Source organism: Serratia sp. CC22-02 (assembly GCF_900182895.1).
Lineage (GTDB): Bacteria > Pseudomonadota > Gammaproteobacteria > Enterobacterales > Enterobacteriaceae > Serratia > Serratia nevei.
Genome location: NZ_FXUD01000003.1, coordinates 128,093 through 145,198, shown reverse-complemented (window position 1 = coordinate 145,198; position 17,106 = coordinate 128,093). Strand labels below are relative to the sequence as shown.

Here is a 17,106-nt window from a genome sequence, read left to right as displayed (position 1 = left end):
CGACTAATGACAATCCTTATCTCAGGCGGGAGATAAAGCCTCTCATTAGCCGCGCGAACCTCTGTAACGGAAGAACCTGTTTGGAAACATCAGTAATACATTAACCTGATTTGCTTATGCTTCCTAGAAGAAAGGGGCCAAAATAGGCCCCTTTCCACTGAAACTTGCTAGATTAGCGACGCAGACCCAGACGCTCGATCAGGCTGGTGTAACGTGCTACATCTTTACGCTTCAGGTAGTCCAGCAGCTTACGACGCTGAGAAACCATACGCAGCAGACCACGACGGCTGTGGTGATCTTTTTTGTGCTCGGAGAAGTGGCCTTGCAGATGGTTGATCTGCGCAGTCAGCAGGGCAACCTGAACTTCGGTAGAACCGCTGTCGTTAGTACCACGACCGAAATCAGCTACGATTTGAGCTTTAGCTTCAACACTTAGAGACATTGTAATACTCCAGATTATAGATAATAAAAACAGGCGCCGATCTCTAATTCAGCAACCCAATGCATAAGCTGCGCCATTCTACTCTTAGCGCAGTGCGATCGCAAGGCGACGCAGTGCCCCGCCGTCAGTCGAAATGCTCGACCACCAGGCGGCGCGGCGCCACGCGACCGTCCTCGGCGATGTCACCAACGCCGATGAATTTTCGCTCTTCACCCTCGGTGATACGCACCAGGCCGGAAGCCGGCGCGCCGGCCACTTGCACCGGTTGCCCCTGCTTGACGTAGCCCGCCACCACCGGCAGCAAATTCACTTCCGGATAGTTCTCAACCGGGCTGTCCATCGGCATCAGCAACGGATCGAGCAGCTCGCCGGGCGCGATGTCTTGTTCCTGCGCCTGAGCCAGCAAAGCGTTCAGCTGTTCCAGCGTCACCATGCGCGCGATCGGATAAGTCGCCACCTGCAGGCGGCGCAGATAGATCACGTGCGCACCGCAGCCCAGCAGCTCGCCGAGATCGTCGGTGATGGTGCGGATGTAGGTGCCTTTCGAGCAGTGGATCTCCAGCTCCAGCTCATCCCCTTCCCAGCGGATAAACTGCAGTTCGTACACCGTGATGCTGCGCGCTTCGCGCGGCACTTCAATCCCCTGGCGCGCATACTCGTAGAGTTTCTTGCCCTGGTATTTCAGCGCCGAATACATCGACGGCACCTGCTGGATGTCGCCGCGGAAGGTGTCCAGCGCCGCGTCGAGCTGCGCCTGGGTGAAGTTCACCGGACGCTCCTGCACGATCTGGCCGTCGGCGTCGGAGGTATCGGTACGCTGCCCCAGCTTGGCGATCACCCGATAACGCTTGTCGGAGTCGAGCAGGTATTGCGAAAACTTGGTCGCTTCGCCCAGGCAGATAGGCAGCATGCCGGTCGCCAACGGATCGAGCGCGCCGGTGTGGCCCGCTCGGTTGGCGTTGTACAGGCGTTTTACTTTTTGCAGCGCATCGTTGGATGACAAGCCCTGCGGCTTGTCCAGCAACAGCACGCCGTGGATATCACGGCCGCGGCGACGAGGGCGACTCATTAATCCTCCTTGTCATCGCCTGAGGCGGAACGGCGCTCGGCGTCGTTCTTCACCACGTTGGTCACCAGGTTGGACATGCGCATGCCTTCCACCAGGGAGTTGTCGTAGGCGAAGGTCAACTCCGGCACCACGCGCAGGCGCATCGCTTTGCCCAGCAGGGTGCGGATGTAGCCGGAAGCGTCCTGCAACGCTTTAATGCCGTTGGTGACCAGATCCGGATCGTGGTTCTCGGTCAGCACGTTCAGGAAGGTGACGTAAACCTTGGCATACGCCAGGTCGCGGGACACTTCCACGCCGGAAACGGTCGCCATGCCGACGCGCGGATCTTTCACTTCACGCTGCAGAATGATCGCAATCTCTTTCTGCATCTCTTGCGCCACGCGTTGACCGCGGCTGAATTCTTTTGCCATTTTGGATTCTCCAGACAAATCGGGGGGCACAAAGGCCCCCCGTAAACAGATATAAGCAGATGTGCAATCGTTAAGCGATGGTGCGTTGGATCTCAATGATTTCGAACACTTCGATCATGTCGCCGACGCGCACGTCGTTATAGTTCTTAACGCCGATACCACATTCCATACCGTTACGGACTTCGTTAACGTCATCTTTGAAGCGGCGCAGGGATTCCAGCTCGCCTTCATAGATAACCACGTTGTCGCGCAGTACGCGGATTGGGTTGTGACGCTTGATGGTCCCTTCGGTAACCATACAGCCGGCGATAGCGCCGAACTTAGGCGATTTGAACACGTCGCGCACTTCGGCCAGGCCGATGATCTGCTGCTTGTATTCCGGCGCCAGCATACCGCTCATCGCCTGCTTCACTTCGTCGATCAGGTTATAGATCACGGAGTAGTAACGCAGATCCAGGCTTTCCGCTTCGATTACGCGGCGCGCAGAAGCGTCGGCACGCACGTTGAAGCCCAGGATGATGGCGTTGGAAGCCGCAGCCAGCGTCGCGTCGGTTTCGGTGATACCACCTACGCCGGAGCCGACAATCTTCACCTTCACTTCGTCGGTGGAGAGTTTCAGCAGCGAGTCGCTGATCGCTTCGCAAGAACCCTGTACGTCGGACTTCAGTACAATGTTCAGCTCGGACACTTCGCCGTCGGTCATGTTGGCGAACATGTTTTCCAGCTTGGACTTCTGCTGACGCGCCAGTTTGACTTCGCGGAACTTGCCCTGACGGTACAGCGCCACTTCACGCGCTTTCTTCTCGTCACGCACCACGGTCGCTTCATCACCCGCTGCAGGCACGCTGGACAGACCCAGGATTTCCACAGGGATAGACGGACCGGCGGAGGTCACTTCACGGCCCAGCTCGTCACGCATCGCACGCACACGGCCGTATTCGAAGCCGCACAGGACGATGTCGCCCTTGTTCAGCGTACCTTCCTGAACCAGCACGGTAGCCACAGGGCCACGGCCTTTATCCAGGAAGGACTCGATCACCACGCCGCTCGCCATGCCGCTGCGAACCGCTTTCAGCTCCAGCACTTCGGCCTGCAGCAGGATAGCCTGCAGCAGCTCGTCAATACCGGTACCGGCTTTCGCGGACACGTGGACGAACTGCGCTTCGCCGCCCCACTCTTCCGGCATAACGCCGTACTGAGACAGTTCCTGCTTAACGCGGTCCGGATCGGCTTCCGGCTTGTCGATTTTGTTCACCGCAACCACCAACGGCACCTGCGCCGCTTTCGCGTGCTGGATAGCTTCGATGGTCTGTGGCATCACGCCGTCGTCGGCCGCCACTACCAGAACCACGATGTCAGTCGCCTGAGCACCGCGAGCACGCATCGAGGTAAACGCGGCGTGGCCCGGGGTATCCAGGAAGGTGATCATGCCGTTCTCGGTTTCTACGTGGTAGGCACCGATGTGCTGGGTGATGCCACCGGCTTCGCCCGCCGCCACTTTGGTGGAGCGGATGTAGTCCAGCAGAGAGGTTTTACCGTGGTCAACGTGGCCCATGATGGTCACGACCGGCGCACGCGGCTCGGCCGCAGCGCCCGTATCACGGTCGCTCATCAGCGCTTCTTCCAGCTCGTTTTCACGACGCAGGATAACTTTGTGGCCCATCTCTTCGGCAACCAGCTGTGCGGTTTCCTGGTCGATAACCTGGTTGATGGTGGCCATGGCGCCCAGCTTCATCATCACTTTGATGACCTGAGAACCTTTTACCGCCATCTTGTTGGCCAGCTCGGCCACGGTGATGGTTTCGCCGATCACCACGTCACGGTTAACCACCTGCGCCGGCTTGTTGAAGCCCTGCTGCAGAGCGCTAGGCTTGCGTTTGCCTTTACCGCCACGGGTAACGGCACGCGCTTCTTCGCGGTCCGCTTTGGACTCGGACAGCTTGTTACCTTTCTTCTGCTTGGTGGCTTTGCCGCCGCGGGTGCGGCTGCGACGATCGCCTTCAACTTTGGCGTCGTTCTCGTCTTCTGCGGCACGGGCGTGCTGAGAGGTGGTCACGTGATAGTCGGCGCTTTCAACCGCGGCGCTTGCCGCGTCTGCCTGGGCCCACTTCTCGCCGTTCTCTTCGGCCATGCGACGGGCTTCTTCCGCCACGCGCTTGGCTTCCTCTTCAACCTTGCGGCGCACTTCCTCTTCCGCTTTGCGTTTCAGTTCAGCGGCTTCGGCTTCACGGCGTGCTTTTTCCGCCTGAGCTGGCTTGGTCATTTCGTCGGTATGTTGATTGGTCACTTTTTCTTTTTCCGCTGAATTACGCTTAGCAATCTCCGCGGCCTCACGTTTGGCTTGCTCTTCGGCAGCGCGCTTCGCTTCCGCTTCGCGTTTTGCGAGCTCTTCCGCTTCGCGCCGTGCCTGCTCTTCCGCTTCACGCTGTGCCTGCTCTGCCGCTTCAGCCAACTGGGCTTCCTGCGTATCGCGATTTACATAAGTGCGTTTCTTGCGGACCTCAATTTGCACCGATTTACTTTTACCGCCGGTGCTCGGGATATTCAAGGTGCTGCGCGTTTTGCGCTGCAAAGTGAGTTTACCCGGCGCGCTGCCGTGTTCACGGTTCAGGTGCGCCAGCAATGTTTCTTTTTCTTGCTGGGTAACAGAGTCCGACTCGGACTTGTTGATCCCTGCATCAGCAAACTGCTGTACCAGGCGATCAACCGGAGTCTGAATCTCTGCTGCCAGCGATTTTACGGTTACATCTGTCGTCATGCTGTTCCTTCCTGCTACAGTTATTACGCGTTGTCGCCAAACCAACAGATATTGCGTGCAGCCATGATCAGCTCACCGGCTTGCTCGTCGCTAAGCCCTTCAATATCAGCCAGATCGTCAACACCCTGCTCGGCAAGATCTTCCAGCGTACAAACCCCACGCGCGGCCAGTTTAAAGGCCATGCTGCGCTCAAGACCCGGCAGGTTGAGCAAATCGTCGGCCGGTTTGTTGTCGCCCAGGCTTTCTTCTTGTGCCAGGGCCAGCGTGGTCAATGCAGCTTTGGCGCGTTCGCGCAATGCTTCAACCGTATCTTCATCCAGACCGTCGATTTCCAACAGCTCTTTGATCGGCACGTAGGCCAGCTCTTCCAGCGTGGAGAAGCCTTCTTCAACCAGTACGGTGGCGAAATCTTCGTCGATATCAAGATACTTGGTGAAGGTATCAATAGCGGCATGAGCCTCGGCCTGGTGCTTGGCCTGCAGGTCGTCCGCCGTCATCACGTTCAGTTCCCAACGATCGTCGCCGCGGTGTTGTTTCAGCAGCTGGGAAGCCAAACGCACGTTTTGGCCGTTACGGCCGATCGCCTGCGCCAGGTTGCTGGCTTCAACGGCGATATCCATGGTGCAGTTATCTTCGTCTACCACGATCGACGCGACGTCGGCCGGCGCCATGGCGTTGATGACGAATTGCGCGGGGTTATCATCCCACAGGATGATGTCGATACGTTCGCCGCCGAGCTCGCTCGACACGGCCTGAACGCGCGCACCGCGCATACCTACGCAGGCACCGACCGGGTCGATGCGCTTGTCGTTGGTTTTCACTGCAATTTTCGCGCGGGAGCCAGGATCGCGGGCTGCCGCTTTAATTTCAATCACTTCTTCGCCGATTTCCGGCACTTCGATGCGGAACAGTTCTTTCAGCATTTCCGAGCTGGAACGGCTGACGAACAGCTGCGCGCCGCGAGCTTCAGGACGCACGGCGTACAGTACGCCGCGAATGCGGTCGCCCGGGCGGAAGTTTTCGCGCGGCAGCATGTCTTCACGGCCAATCACCGCTTCGGCGTTGTTGCCCAGATCCAGCGCGATGCTGTCACGGTTCACTTTCTTCACCACGCCGGTGACGATCTCACCTTCGTGTTCACGGAAAGCGTCAACCACCATCGCACGCTCGGCTTCGCGCACTTTCTGCACGATAACCTGCTTGGCGGTTTGGGTGGTGATACGGTCAAAGGTCACGGATTCGATCTGATCTTCGACGTAGCCGCCGAGCTCGATGCTCGGGTCTTCAAACTGAGCGGCTTCCAGCGTGATTTCACGCGTTGGCTGAGTCACTTCATCTACGGCGACCCAACGGCGGAAGGTATCGAAATCGCCGGTTCTGCGGTCAATGCTGACGCGCACGTCGATTTCCTGCTCGTATTTTTTCTTGGTTGCGGTGGCTAATGCAGTTTCCAGCGCTTCGAAAATCTTCTCGCGCGGAAGGGATTTTTCATTGGAAACTGCTTCAACAACAGCCAGAATCTCTTTGTTCATCCTAGTTGCCTCTTCCAAACTTTAAAAGTGGGGTACCAGGTTCGCTTTCTGGATGTTGCTCAGCGCGAACACTTCATCTTTCCCTTCCACAGTAACCGTGATCATCTCGCCTTCGACAGACTTGATAATACCCTGCCACTTGCGACGGTTTTGTACCGCCATGCGCAGGACCAGGCTGACTTCTTCACCGAGGAAACGCGTATAGTGCTCAGCGGTGAACATCGGGCGATCAAGGCCAGGAGAGGAGACTTCCAAGTTGTAAGCGACCGTGATTGGATCTTCGACGTCCAATACAGCGCTGACCTGGTGGCTGACATCAGCGCAATCATCAACATTGATGCCGTTATCACTATCAATATAGATGCGGAGCGTCGATTGGCGCGCACGAATGAATTCGATGCCTACAAGCTCAAAGCCCAACGCTTCTACCGGTGCCGAAAGCATCTCTGTTAACTGTTGCTCTAATGTGGACAAGCCCACCCCCAAGACATAAAAAAAGGGCTAAATAGCCCAGTGATTCTGTTGCCAAATAACAAAAAACCCCGAAAAATCGGGGCTTTATGCAACTGGACCCTGTTTGCCGCTAGGCGGCCTCGGTACAACTTTCGAGCAAGTGTCATTTTCAAATGTTGATCGAGAAAAGCGGGTTTCAATCGAAAAGTGTATTTGAAAATAAACACTTAAAGGAAAGTGGTTGCGGGGGCCGGATTTGAACCGACGACCTTCGGGTTATGAGCCCGACGAGCTACCAGGCTGCTCCACCCCGCGTCCGAAAACGTGGCAAATACTACGCCGATAATCGCAAAATTGCAAGTTATCTCTGGGATTTGGTACCGAGGATGGGACTCGAACCCACAAGCCCGTTAGGGCACTACCACCTCAAGGTAGCGTGTCTACCAATTCCACCACCTCGGTACTGATTCTTACTGCTAACGGCCGTTGTTCTTTCGAGTTCACAACCACCGTTTTCAAACTTTGTTGCGGCTTACTGCGGGATATCGCTGCTCGGCTTGGCAGGTGCTGCCGGCGCGGTTGTCTGCTCAGTTTTCACTGGCTGACCCAGGTTTTCCCACTCGCTGCCTTTCTTGCTTTGGTTGCTGCTGAGGTTGCCCAGAATCAGGCTGATGACGAAGAACAGCGTCGCCAGCACAGCAGTCATGCGGGTCATAAAGTTACCGGAACCACTCGAACCGAACAACGTGCCTGATGCACCTGCTCCGAAAGAGGCTCCCATATCAGCGCCTTTACCTTGCTGCAGCATAATCAGAGCAACCAGCCCGATTGAGATCAGCAGGAAAATTACCAGAAGAGCTTCGTACATAGTAGTACCCGTATCCTTGCGGCCTCACCGCATGCCAAATGCTTCACACTCATCAAGCAGGCGTTTTTATAAACTGCCTACTGAAGCGGGTGTGAATACTAACCAAAGCCGCCAACCCGCGCAAGGGCAATTTGCAGCCGCCGGCGCGTTTGCGGAAAAAAACGCCAACAATCGCCTGCTCGGGCTCAGCTTCGCCGAGCCCGGCGGCTAACTGTCTGTTTTAACCTGCGGATTTCACCGCGTCGGCGATGCGATGCGCCAGCGCGGTCACCTGCTGTTCGTCCTCGCCTTCCACCATCACGCGGATCAGCGGTTCGGTGCCCGATTTGCGCAGCAGCACCCGGCCGCGGCCGGCCAGCTCGGCTTCCACCTGCTCGGTGACTTTACGCACCGCGTCGGACTCAAGCGGGTTGTGATCGCCGGCGAAGCGCACGTTGACCAGGATCTGCGGCAGCAGCTTCATGCCGCTGCACAGGTCATGCAGGCTCATGTGGTTGCGCACCATGGCGGTCAGCACCTGCAGCCCGGCCACGATGCCGTCGCCGGTGGTGGTTTTGTCCAGCAGGATCACATGGCCGGAGTTTTCCGCACCGATGCGCCAGCCCAGCTCCTGCAGCTTCTCCAGCACGTAACGGTCACCCACTTTGGCGCGAGCGAACGGAATGCCCAGCTGTTTCAACGCCAGTTCCAGGCCCATATTGCTCATCAGGGTGCCGACCGCGCCGCCGCGCAGCTGGCCCTGACGCAGGCCTTCACGGGCGATAATGTACAGGATCTGATCGCCGTCCACCTTGTTGCCCAGGTGGTCCACCATCATCACGCGATCGCCGTCGCCGTCGAACGCCAGGCCAACGTGCGCTTTTTCCTTCAGTACGCGCTCTTGCAGCTGACGCACGTCAGTGGCGCCGCATTTTTCGTTGATGTTCATGCCGTCCGGCTCAACGCCGATGGCGATCACCGTGGCGCCCAGCTCGCGCAGCACGCTCGGCGCGATGTGGTAAGTCGCCCCGTTGGCGCAGTCGACCACGATTTTCAGCCCCTTCAGGCTCAGCTCGCTCGGGAAGGTGCCTTTGCAGAATTCGATGTAGCGGCCGGCGGCGTCGATGATGCGGCTGGCTTTACCCAGCTCGGCGGACTCCACGCAGGTCAGCGGCTTTTCCATCTCGGCTTCGATCGCTTCTTCAACGTTGTCCGGCAGCTTGGCGCCATCGATCGAGAAGAACTTGATGCCGTTGTCATAGAACGGGTTATGCGACGCGGAGATAACGATACCCGCTTCGGCGCGGAAGGTGCGCGTCAGATAAGCCACCGCCGGGGTGGGCATCGGCCCGGTGAAGGAGGCGGACAACCCTGCGGCCGCCAGGCCGGCCTCCAGAGCGGACTCCAGCATATAACCGGAGATGCGCGTGTCCTTACCGATGATGATCTTGCGCGAACCGTGACGCGCCAGCACTTTACCCGCCGCCCAGCCCAGCTTCAGCACGAAGTCCGGCGTGATGGGGCTGTCCCCAACCTTGCCACGGATGCCGTCGGTGCCAAAATATTTGCGCTCGCTCATGTCTCTACTGTCCCTTAGCTGAAAGTGTTGCCTCGACGACACGCATCGCCTCGACGGTTTCTTTAACGTCATGCACTCTGACAATCTGCGCGCCCTGCATCGCCGCGATCACCGCGCAGGCCACGCTGCCGATAACCCGTTGATCCGGAGGCACGTTCAGCAGTTGTCCTATCATCGATTTTCGCGACATGCCGACCAGCAGCGGCAAACCGAAACGATGAAACTCCGACAACCGGGCCAGAAGCTGATAGTTGTGCGCCAAATTTTTACCGAAACCGAAGCCTGGGTCGAGCAGCAATTTCTGATTTGTTATCCCCGCCTCGTTGCAGCGCCGAATATGGTGCTCGAAAAACGCCTGAACGTCAGCGATCAGATCGTCGTAGTGCGGTGCCTGCTGCATGGTGCGCGGCTGCCCTTGCATGTGCATCAGGCAAACCGGCAGGCCGCTTTCCGCCGCCGCCGCGAGAGCACCTGGCTCCTGCAGCGAGCGAATGTCGTTGATCAGGTGTGCACCGGCGTGTGCCGATTCGCGGATCACGCCCGCTTTCGAGGTATCGACCGAGATAAAGACTTCAAAACGCTGCGCCAGCGCTTCCACCACCGGCACGACCCGTTCCAATTCTTCCTCTTCACTCACCTCCGCCGCCCCCGGCCGGGTCGATTCACCGCCGATGTCGATCATCGTGGCACCGGCCGAAATCAGCGCATGCGCGTGCAGCAGCGCCTGGTTCAGGGTGTTGTGGCGGCCGCCGTCGGAAAACGAATCCGGCGTCACGTTGAGGATACCCATCACCTGCGGATGGGAGAGGTTGAGCGTCATGTCGCGCACGGTTAACTGCATGGTTGGTCCACCTTACTGTTGCCTGGTTCACTGCCCGCCGGGCAAAAAAAAACCCCGGCGTACCGGGGTTTGATGTTATTACACAGCCGCTGTTACTTGTCGAGCTGTTCGGACATTGTGTTGCCCGGCGTTGGGGTGCGCGGCTCATCTACCGGCGTCGGGGCTTTCGGGGTGCCGCCGTTGTCGGAACTGTTGCCTTTGTTCGCATCGTCCCAACCCGCCGGCGGACGCACGTCTTTGCGGTTCATCAGATCGTCGATCTGCGGCGCATCGATGGTTTCGTACTTCATCAGCGCATCCTTCATCGAGTGCAGGATGTCCATGTTTTCCATCAACAGCGAGCGAGCACGCGTGTAGTTACGCTCGATCAGCGACTTCACTTCCTGGTCGATGATGCGCGCGGTTTCATCCGACATGTGCTTCGCCTTGGCCACGGAACGGCCCAGGAACACTTCACCCTCTTCTTCCGCATACAGCAGCGGCCCCAGCTTCTCGGAGAAGCCCCATTGGGTCACCATGTTGCGGGCGATGGAGGTCGCCACTTTGATGTCGTTCGACGCACCGGTAGAGACTTTTTCCGGCCCGTAGATGATCTCTTCCGCCAGACGGCCGCCATACAGAGTGGAGATTTGGCTCTCCAGCTTCTGACGGCTGGCGCTGATCGCATCCCCTTCCGGCAGGAAGAAGGTCACGCCGAGCGCACGGCCACGAGGAATGATCGTCACCTTGTGTACCGGATCGTGTTCAGGAACCAGGCGGCCAATGATGGCGTGGCCCGCTTCGTGATACGCGGTCGACTCTTTCTGCGCTTCGGTCATCACCATGGAGCGACGTTCCGCACCCATCATGATCTTGTCTTTGGCTTTCTCGAACTCCACCATCGACACCACGCGCTTGTTGCCGCGGGCAGCGAACAGCGCCGCTTCGTTGACCAGGTTAGCCAGGTCGGCACCGGAGAAGCCCGGCGTTCCGCGCGCAATGACGGAGGCGTCGATGTCGGCAGCCAACGGCACGCGGCGCATGTGCACCTTCAGGATCTGCTCACGGCCACGCACATCCGGCAGCCCGACCACGACCTGACGGTCGAAGCGGCCCGGACGCAGCAGCGCAGGGTCAAGCACGTCAGGACGGTTGGTGGCCGCGATGACGATGATGCCTTCGTTGCCTTCGAAACCGTCCATCTCAACCAGCATCTGGTTCAGAGTCTGCTCGCGCTCATCGTGACCGCCACCCAGGCCGGCGCCACGCTGGCGGCCGACGGCGTCGATTTCATCGATGAAGATGATGCACGGCGCGGCTTTCTTCGCTTGTTCGAACATGTCGCGCACGCGGGATGCACCCACACCGACAAACATTTCGACGAAGTCAGAACCGGAAATGGTGAAGAACGGCACCTTCGCTTCGCCGGCGATCGCTTTCGCCAGCAGCGTTTTACCGGTCCCCGGCGGGCCAACCATCAGCACGCCTTTCGGGATCTTGCCGCCCAATTTCTGGAAACGGCTCGGCTCGCGCAGGTATTCCACCAGTTCGCTCACCTCTTCTTTCGCTTCGTCACAACCGGCGACATCGGCGAAAGTGGTCTTGATCTGGTCTTCCGTCAGCATGCGGGCCTTGCTCTTGCCGAAGGACATCGCGCCCTTGCCGCCGCCGCCCTGCATTTGCCGCATAAAGAAGATCCAGACCCCGATCAGCAACAGCATCGGGAACCAGGAGATAAAGATAGAAGCCAGCAGGCTCGGCTCTTCAGGCGGCTCGCCGACCACTTTCACATTCTTCGTTAACAACGTATCCAGCAACTTAGGATCGTTGACAGGGATGTAGGTCGTGTATTTGTTACTGTCTTTCTTGGTAACGTTAATTTCACGTCCGTTGATTCGCGCTTCGCGAACCTGGTCCTGGGTCAGTTCGGACATGAAGGTAGAGTAATCCACCCTACGGCCATTCGACTCGCTGGGCCCAAAGCTCTGGAATACAGACATCAACACTACCGCGATGACTAACCAGAGAATTAGGTTTTTCGCCATGTCACTCAAGGGATTAACCTCATCTTACAACTGTGTTAACAAACAGCGTTAGGGTACTACAGTTTGCGCCCTGTCGCTACAATGTACACTTCGCGCGAACGGGCGCGGGAAGCGTCTGGCTTACGAATCTTAACCTTCGTAAACAGGGAGCGAATTTCCCGTAGGTACTCGTCAAAGCCATCTCCCTGGAACACCTTCACCAGGAAACTTCCGCCTGGTGCGAGGACATCACGACACATATCCAGCGCCAACTCCACCAGATACATCGACCTTGGAATATCGACCGCCGGGGTGCCACTCATATTCGGGGCCATATCGGACATGACCACCTGAACCTTACTCTCGCCTACTCGTTCCAACAGCGCCTTCAGCACCAGTTCATCACGAAAATCGCCCTGAAGGAAATCGACGCCAACGATAGGATCCATTGGCAAAATATCACAGGCGATGATGCGCCCGGTACCGCCGATTTGGGTGACCACATACTGCGACCAGCCGCCCGGTGCGGCACCCAGGTCAACCACGGTCATGCCCGGTTTGAACAGTTTGTCGCTCTGCTGTATTTCATCAAGTTTAAACCAGGCACGGGAACGCAGTCCCTTTTTCTGTGCCTGCTGTACATATTTATCGCTAAAGTGTTCTTGTAACCAGCGACTGGAGCTAGCCGAACGCTTTTTATTAGCCATCTCGTTTTCCAACTATCATAAAAAGAGTCTTATGTCAGGGTCGCTGCTCACGTAGACTCACACCGGTGAAGACCGATTTGGTGATATACATGAGATGGCGGTAGAATGTACCGTTTTCAATCCCAACTTAAGCAAAAAAGACAATGAATCTGAATAATAAACAAAAACAGCACCTGAAAGGCCTGGCGCATCCGTTAAAACCGGTGGTGATGCTGGGCAATAACGGTCTTACCGAAGGGGTGCTGGCTGAAATTGAACAGGCTCTGGAGCATCATGAGCTGATCAAGGTGAAAATCGCCGCTGAAGATCGCGAAACCAAAACCCTGATCGCCGACGCTATTGTGCGTGAAACGGGCGCCTGCAATGTGCAAGTTATCGGCAGCACGCTTATTCTTTACCGCCCGTCGAAAGAGCGCAAGATCAGTCTACCGCGTTAATAACCATCAGGTTAACGAAAAGGTGCCATGCGCCTGACCAAGATAAAAGGCCGCTTGCGGCCTTTTTCCTATCTTTACAAAACGTTGGCGCATTAATGACCAACGGCCGCGATCAGAGATACTCAACCTTCAGGATCTCATACTCGACGTCGCCGCCAGGGGTTTTGATCACCACCACATCGTCTTGCTCTTTGCCGATCAGGCCGCGCGCCATCGGCGAGTTTACCGAAATCAGATTTTTCTTGAAATCGGCCTCATCGTCGCCAACGATGCGGTAAGTCACTTCTTCTTCACTGTCCAGATTCATCACCGATACGGTGGCGCCGAAGATCACCCGGCCGGTGTTCGGCATCTTGGTGATATCGATCACCTGAGCATTGGACAGCTTGGCTTCGATTTCCTGAATGCGACCTTCGCAGAAACCCTGCTGTTCGCGGGCGGCGTGGTACTCGGCATTCTCTTTCAAATCGCCGTGTTCGCGCGCTTCCGCGATGTCCGCAATGATTTTCGGACGGCGCACGCTTTTCAGATATTCGAGCTCTTCGCGCAGTTTTTCAGCGCCAAACAAGGTCATCGGAATTTGGTTCATCGTATAAATACCTCTAAATCTTTCCTGTTCAAATAACCGTCATCCTGACGTGTTCGTATGAAAACACGGTTGGCATACCGCCACCCGCCTCCAGGCGACAAACAAAAGAAACCTGACTCGGAACGGGGCCCAAGCCAAGATCGGTTTTGCATTTTGATACGCATTTTAGCCTAGAGTTCCTTGAGGGTCATCGTTTACTTTTTCCCTGATTGCACCGTAGTATGACGGCACGTTATCCAGCTGTTATCCCGAGATTATGCGTTTTTCACGAATTGTCAGTGCATTGGCTTGCGCATTTGTTCTGAATGCGAATGCGGCCCCGGTTGAAGAGTACACACAATATCTGCCTGATGGGGCCAACCTTGCCCTGGTCGTTCAGAAGATCGGCGCCAGCGCGCCGACGATCGATTACCACTCTCAGCAGATGGCGCTGCCGGCCAGTACCCAAAAAGTGCTGACGGCGCTGGCTGCGCTATTGCAACTCGGGCCCGATTACCGTTTCACCACCACGCTGGAGAGCCAGGGCGATATTCGCGACGGCGTGCTGCGCGGCAACCTGATTGCCCGCTTCAGCGGCGATCCGACTTTCAAACGCCAGAGCCTGCGCAATATGGTGGCCGTCCTGAAGAAGCAGGGCGTGCGCCAAATCAGCGGCGACGTGCTGGTCGACACCTCGGTCTTCGCCAGCCATGACAAGGCGCCCGGCTGGCCGTGGAACGATCTGACGCAGTGCTTCAGCGCGCCGCCGGCCGCCGCCATCGTCGATCGCAACTGTTTCTCGGTCTCGCTCTACAGCGCGCCGAACCCGGGCGACATGGCGTTTATCCGCGTCGCCTCCTATTATCCGGTCAATATGTTTAGCCAGGTGCGCACCCTGGCACGCGGCTCCGCTGACGCGCAGTACTGCGAACTGGACGTGGTGCCGGGCGAGCTGAACCGCTTTACCCTGACCGGCTGCCTGACGCAGCGCAGCGAACCGCTGCCGTTGGCCTTCGCCATCCAGGACGGTGCCAGCTACGCGGGCGCCATCCTGAAAGACGAGCTGACGCAGGCCGGCATCCAGATCGACGGGCATTTGAAACGCCAGACGCGCCCCGGCATCACCGGCACGGTGATCGCGCAAACCCAGTCGGCGCCGCTGCACGATCTGTTGAAGATCATGCTGAAGAAATCGGACAATATGATCGCCGATACCGTCTTCCGCACCATCGGCCACGAACGCTTCGGCGTGCCGGGCACCTGGCGAGCCGGTTCCGATGCGGTACGGCAGGTGCTGCGCCAGAAGGCCGGCATCGATCTGGGCAATACCATCATCGCTGACGGTTCCGGCCTGTCGCGCCACAATCTGCTGGCGCCGGCGACCATGATGCAGGCGTTGCAGTACATCGCGCAGCACGACAACGAGCTGAACTTCATCTCGATGCTGCCGCTGTCCGGTTATGACGGCACCTTGCGCTACCGCGGCGGCCTGCACGAAGCCGGCGTCGACGGCAAAGTGTCGGCCAAGACCGGCGCGCTGCAGGGCGTGTACAACCTGGCGGGCTTCATCACCACCGCCAGCGGCCAGCGCATGGCCTTCGTGCAGTATCTTTCCGGCTACGCCGTACCGCCGGAAGATCAGAAACAGCGCCGCGCACCGCTGGTACGCTTCGAAAGCCGCCTGTATCGGGATATTTACCAAAACAACTGAGGATCGTCATGAAGCTGTTGGTCGTTGAGGATGATGAACTGCTGCAACAGGGGCTGGCGCTGGCGCTGACCGGCGAAGGCTACGTCTGCGACTGCGCCGCCACGGCGGCGGAGGCCAACAGCTTGCTCATCACCAGCCAATACAGCATGGTGATCCTGGATCTCGGCCTGCCGGACATGGACGGCGCCGCGCTGCTGCGGCAGTGGCGCCGCCAGCAGATCGATCTGCCGGTGCTGATCCTGACCGCCCGCGACGCCCTGGAAGATCGCGTCGACGGGCTGGACGCCGGCGCCGACGACTACCTGGTCAAACCCTTCGCGCTGGTTGAACTGCAGGCACGCGTGCGCGCCCTCCTGCGGCGCTACCAGGGCCACAGCGACAATCTGATGCAGGTGGATGACCTGCAGCTGAACCTCTCCAGCCAGCAGGTCTACCTGCAGCAGCAGCCGGTGGAGGTTACGCCGAAAGAGTTCGCCATTCTGGCGCGTCTTATCATGCGCGCCGGCCAAACGGTCAACCGTGAACTCCTGCAGCAGGATCTCTACACCTGGCAAGACGATTTGGGCTCCAACACGCTGGAAGTGCATATCCACAACCTGCGCCGCAAGCTGGGCAAGGATCGCATCCGCACCGTGCGCGGCATCGGCTACCGTCTGGAACCTTCTTCATGATCAGCATGCGCCGCCGCCTGCTGCTGATGCTGGCGCTGATCCTGCTGGTCACGCAGCTCATCAGCGCCTTCTGGCTGTGGCACGAAAGCCAGGAACAGATCAGCTTCCTGGTGGACGAAACCTTGTCCGCCAAAGTGCGCAGCGAGCGCGTCGATACCGAGATAGCCGAGGCCATCGCGTCGCTGCTGGCGCCGTCGCTGATCATGATGATCGTCACGCTGCTGGCGTCGTTCTGGGCCATCAGCTGGATCACCCGCCCGCTCAACCAATTGCAGCAGCGGCTGGAAAAGCGCTCTGCCGATAACCTGACGCCGCTGCCAATCAACAGCGACAGCCTGGAGATGGTGGCGGTCACCAATGCGCTCAATCAGCTGTTCTCGCGGCTGGACAACACCATCCAGCAGGAGCGCCTGTTCACCGCCGACGCGGCCCACGAACTGCGCACGCCGCTGGCCGGCATTCGCCTGCATCTGGAACTGATGGAGAAACAGGGCGTCAAAGGCAGCCAAGCGCTGATCGCCCGCATCGATCAGCTGATGCACACCGTTGAGCAACTGCTGATGCTGTCACGCGCCGGGCAAGACTTCGCCAGCGGTCATTACCAGCATTTCGATTGGGTGGCCGATGTGATTCAGCCGCTGCAGGAAGAACTCGGCGAAATGACCGCCCAACGCGCGCAGACGCTGGACTGGCAATTGCCGGCAACCGCCGCGGTGAACGGCGATCCGGTGCTGCTGCGGCTGCTGCTGCGCAACCTGGTCGAAAACGCCCACCGTTACGGCCCGGAAGACGGCGAGATACAGGTGCGGTTAACGCCGCAGCACAGCGGCTATCTGCTGCAGGTCATCGACGATGGCCCGGGGATCAAGGAAGAGATGGTCGGGGAGCTGACGCAGGCGTTTCGCCGCATGGATCAACGCTACGGCGGCAGCGGGCTGGGCTTGAATATCGTGATCCGCATCGTGCAGTTGCACCAGGGGCGTTTGACGCTGGAAAACCGCCGTGATGCCCGCGGCCTGAACGCCCAGTGCTGGCTGCCGGAAAAGGCGCTCAAATAACAAGGGCCCAGCGTTGCTGA

16 protein-coding genes and 2 tRNA genes are annotated in these 17,106 nt (G+C 58.3%); 4 read left to right on the top strand and 14 right to left on the bottom strand.

What is annotated here, in order from left to right; all coding sequences use genetic code 11:
- Window positions 1–172 precede the first annotated feature (172 nt).
- The 13 genes from rpsO to rlmE all read right to left on the bottom strand — a co-directional run bounded on the left by rpsO (window position 173) and on the right by rlmE (window position 12,641).
- Complete coding sequence (rpsO, locus tag QOL81_RS12635; protein ID WP_004933502.1) at window positions 173–442, bottom strand: 30S ribosomal protein S15; 270 nt, start codon at window positions 440–442, stop codon at window positions 173–175.
- Window positions 443–566: 124 nt separating this feature from the next.
- On the bottom strand, window positions 567–1,511 hold the full coding sequence (truB, locus tag QOL81_RS12630) for a tRNA pseudouridine(55) synthase TruB (protein WP_060421943.1): 945 nt from the start codon (window positions 1,509–1,511) through the stop codon (window positions 567–569).
- Complete coding sequence (gene rbfA / locus QOL81_RS12625; protein WP_004933508.1) at window positions 1,511–1,921, bottom strand: 30S ribosome-binding factor RbfA; 411 nt, start codon at window positions 1,919–1,921, stop codon at window positions 1,511–1,513. Before rbfA ends, truB begins: the two co-directional genes overlap by 1 nt.
- Before the next feature lie 70 nt (window positions 1,922–1,991).
- Window positions 1,992–4,679: a translation initiation factor IF-2 gene (infB, locus tag QOL81_RS12620; protein ID WP_004933511.1), complete on the bottom strand. Its 2,688-nt coding sequence runs from the start codon at window positions 4,677–4,679 to the stop codon at window positions 1,992–1,994.
- 23 nt (window positions 4,680–4,702) lie between these two features.
- On the bottom strand, window positions 4,703–6,211 hold the full coding sequence (gene nusA, locus QOL81_RS12615) for a transcription termination factor NusA (protein ID WP_019453340.1): 1,509 nt from the start codon (window positions 6,209–6,211) through the stop codon (window positions 4,703–4,705).
- A gap of 21 nt (window positions 6,212–6,232) precedes the next feature.
- The gene (gene rimP, locus QOL81_RS12610) at window positions 6,233–6,685 is read right to left on the bottom strand and encodes a ribosome maturation factor RimP (RefSeq protein ID WP_028127574.1); all 453 of its coding nucleotides are present in this window, start codon (window positions 6,683–6,685) and stop codon (window positions 6,233–6,235) included.
- A gap of 217 nt (window positions 6,686–6,902) precedes the next feature.
- Window positions 6,903–6,979: transfer RNA gene (locus tag QOL81_RS12605), tRNA-Met, on the bottom strand.
- A gap of 60 nt (window positions 6,980–7,039) precedes the next feature.
- A tRNA-Leu gene (locus QOL81_RS12600) sits at window positions 7,040–7,126 on the bottom strand.
- A 70-nt stretch (window positions 7,127–7,196) separates the two neighbouring features.
- The gene (gene secG / locus QOL81_RS12595) at window positions 7,197–7,532 is read right to left on the bottom strand and encodes a preprotein translocase subunit SecG (protein WP_004933519.1); all 336 of its coding nucleotides are present in this window, start codon (window positions 7,530–7,532) and stop codon (window positions 7,197–7,199) included.
- 220 nt (window positions 7,533–7,752) lie between these two features.
- Window positions 7,753–9,090 (bottom strand): phosphoglucosamine mutase, encoded by a 1,338-nt coding sequence (glmM, locus tag QOL81_RS12590; protein ID WP_038879137.1) that lies wholly within the window; start codon window positions 9,088–9,090, stop codon window positions 7,753–7,755.
- 4 nt (window positions 9,091–9,094) lie between these two features.
- Window positions 9,095–9,931, bottom strand: coding sequence for a dihydropteroate synthase (gene folP, locus QOL81_RS12585; protein ID WP_033648673.1), 837 nt, complete (start codon window positions 9,929–9,931; stop codon window positions 9,095–9,097).
- A 92-nt stretch (window positions 9,932–10,023) separates the two neighbouring features.
- On the bottom strand, window positions 10,024–11,955 hold the full coding sequence (ftsH, locus tag QOL81_RS12580; protein ID WP_004933529.1) for an ATP-dependent zinc metalloprotease FtsH: 1,932 nt from the start codon (window positions 11,953–11,955) through the stop codon (window positions 10,024–10,026).
- Window positions 11,956–12,011: 56 nt separating this feature from the next.
- Window positions 12,012–12,641 (bottom strand): 23S rRNA (uridine(2552)-2'-O)-methyltransferase RlmE, encoded by a 630-nt coding sequence (gene rlmE, locus QOL81_RS12575; RefSeq protein WP_004933533.1) that lies wholly within the window; start codon window positions 12,639–12,641, stop codon window positions 12,012–12,014.
- Between the two features lie 143 nt (window positions 12,642–12,784).
- On the opposite strand from rlmE, the gene yhbY reads away from it, so the two are divergent.
- Window positions 12,785–13,078: a ribosome assembly RNA-binding protein YhbY gene (gene yhbY / locus QOL81_RS12570; protein WP_004933536.1), complete on the top strand. Its 294-nt coding sequence runs from the start codon at window positions 12,785–12,787 to the stop codon at window positions 13,076–13,078.
- A 112-nt stretch (window positions 13,079–13,190) separates the two neighbouring features.
- Here the strand turns inward: yhbY and greA are convergent, their stop codons facing one another.
- Window positions 13,191–13,667 (bottom strand): transcription elongation factor GreA, encoded by a 477-nt coding sequence (gene greA / locus QOL81_RS12565; RefSeq protein WP_004933539.1) that lies wholly within the window; start codon window positions 13,665–13,667, stop codon window positions 13,191–13,193.
- A gap of 256 nt (window positions 13,668–13,923) precedes the next feature.
- Here greA and dacB point away from each other — a divergent pair, with 256 nt between their 5' ends.
- The 3 genes from dacB to pmrB are packed head-to-tail and all read left to right on the top strand — an operon-like array spanning window position 13,924 to window position 17,086.
- The gene (dacB, locus tag QOL81_RS12560) at window positions 13,924–15,357 is read left to right on the top strand and encodes a serine-type D-Ala-D-Ala carboxypeptidase (protein WP_048232490.1); all 1,434 of its coding nucleotides are present in this window, start codon (window positions 13,924–13,926) and stop codon (window positions 15,355–15,357) included.
- A gap of 8 nt (window positions 15,358–15,365) precedes the next feature.
- Window positions 15,366–16,028 (top strand): two-component system response regulator PmrA, encoded by a 663-nt coding sequence (gene pmrA / locus QOL81_RS12555; protein ID WP_019453348.1) that lies wholly within the window; start codon window positions 15,366–15,368, stop codon window positions 16,026–16,028.
- Window positions 16,025–17,086: a two-component system sensor histidine kinase PmrB gene (gene pmrB, locus QOL81_RS12550; RefSeq protein ID WP_070913674.1), complete on the top strand. Its 1,062-nt coding sequence runs from the start codon at window positions 16,025–16,027 to the stop codon at window positions 17,084–17,086. The genes pmrA and pmrB overlap by 4 nt, the downstream gene beginning before the upstream one ends.
- Window positions 17,087–17,106: the final 20 nt, after the last annotated feature.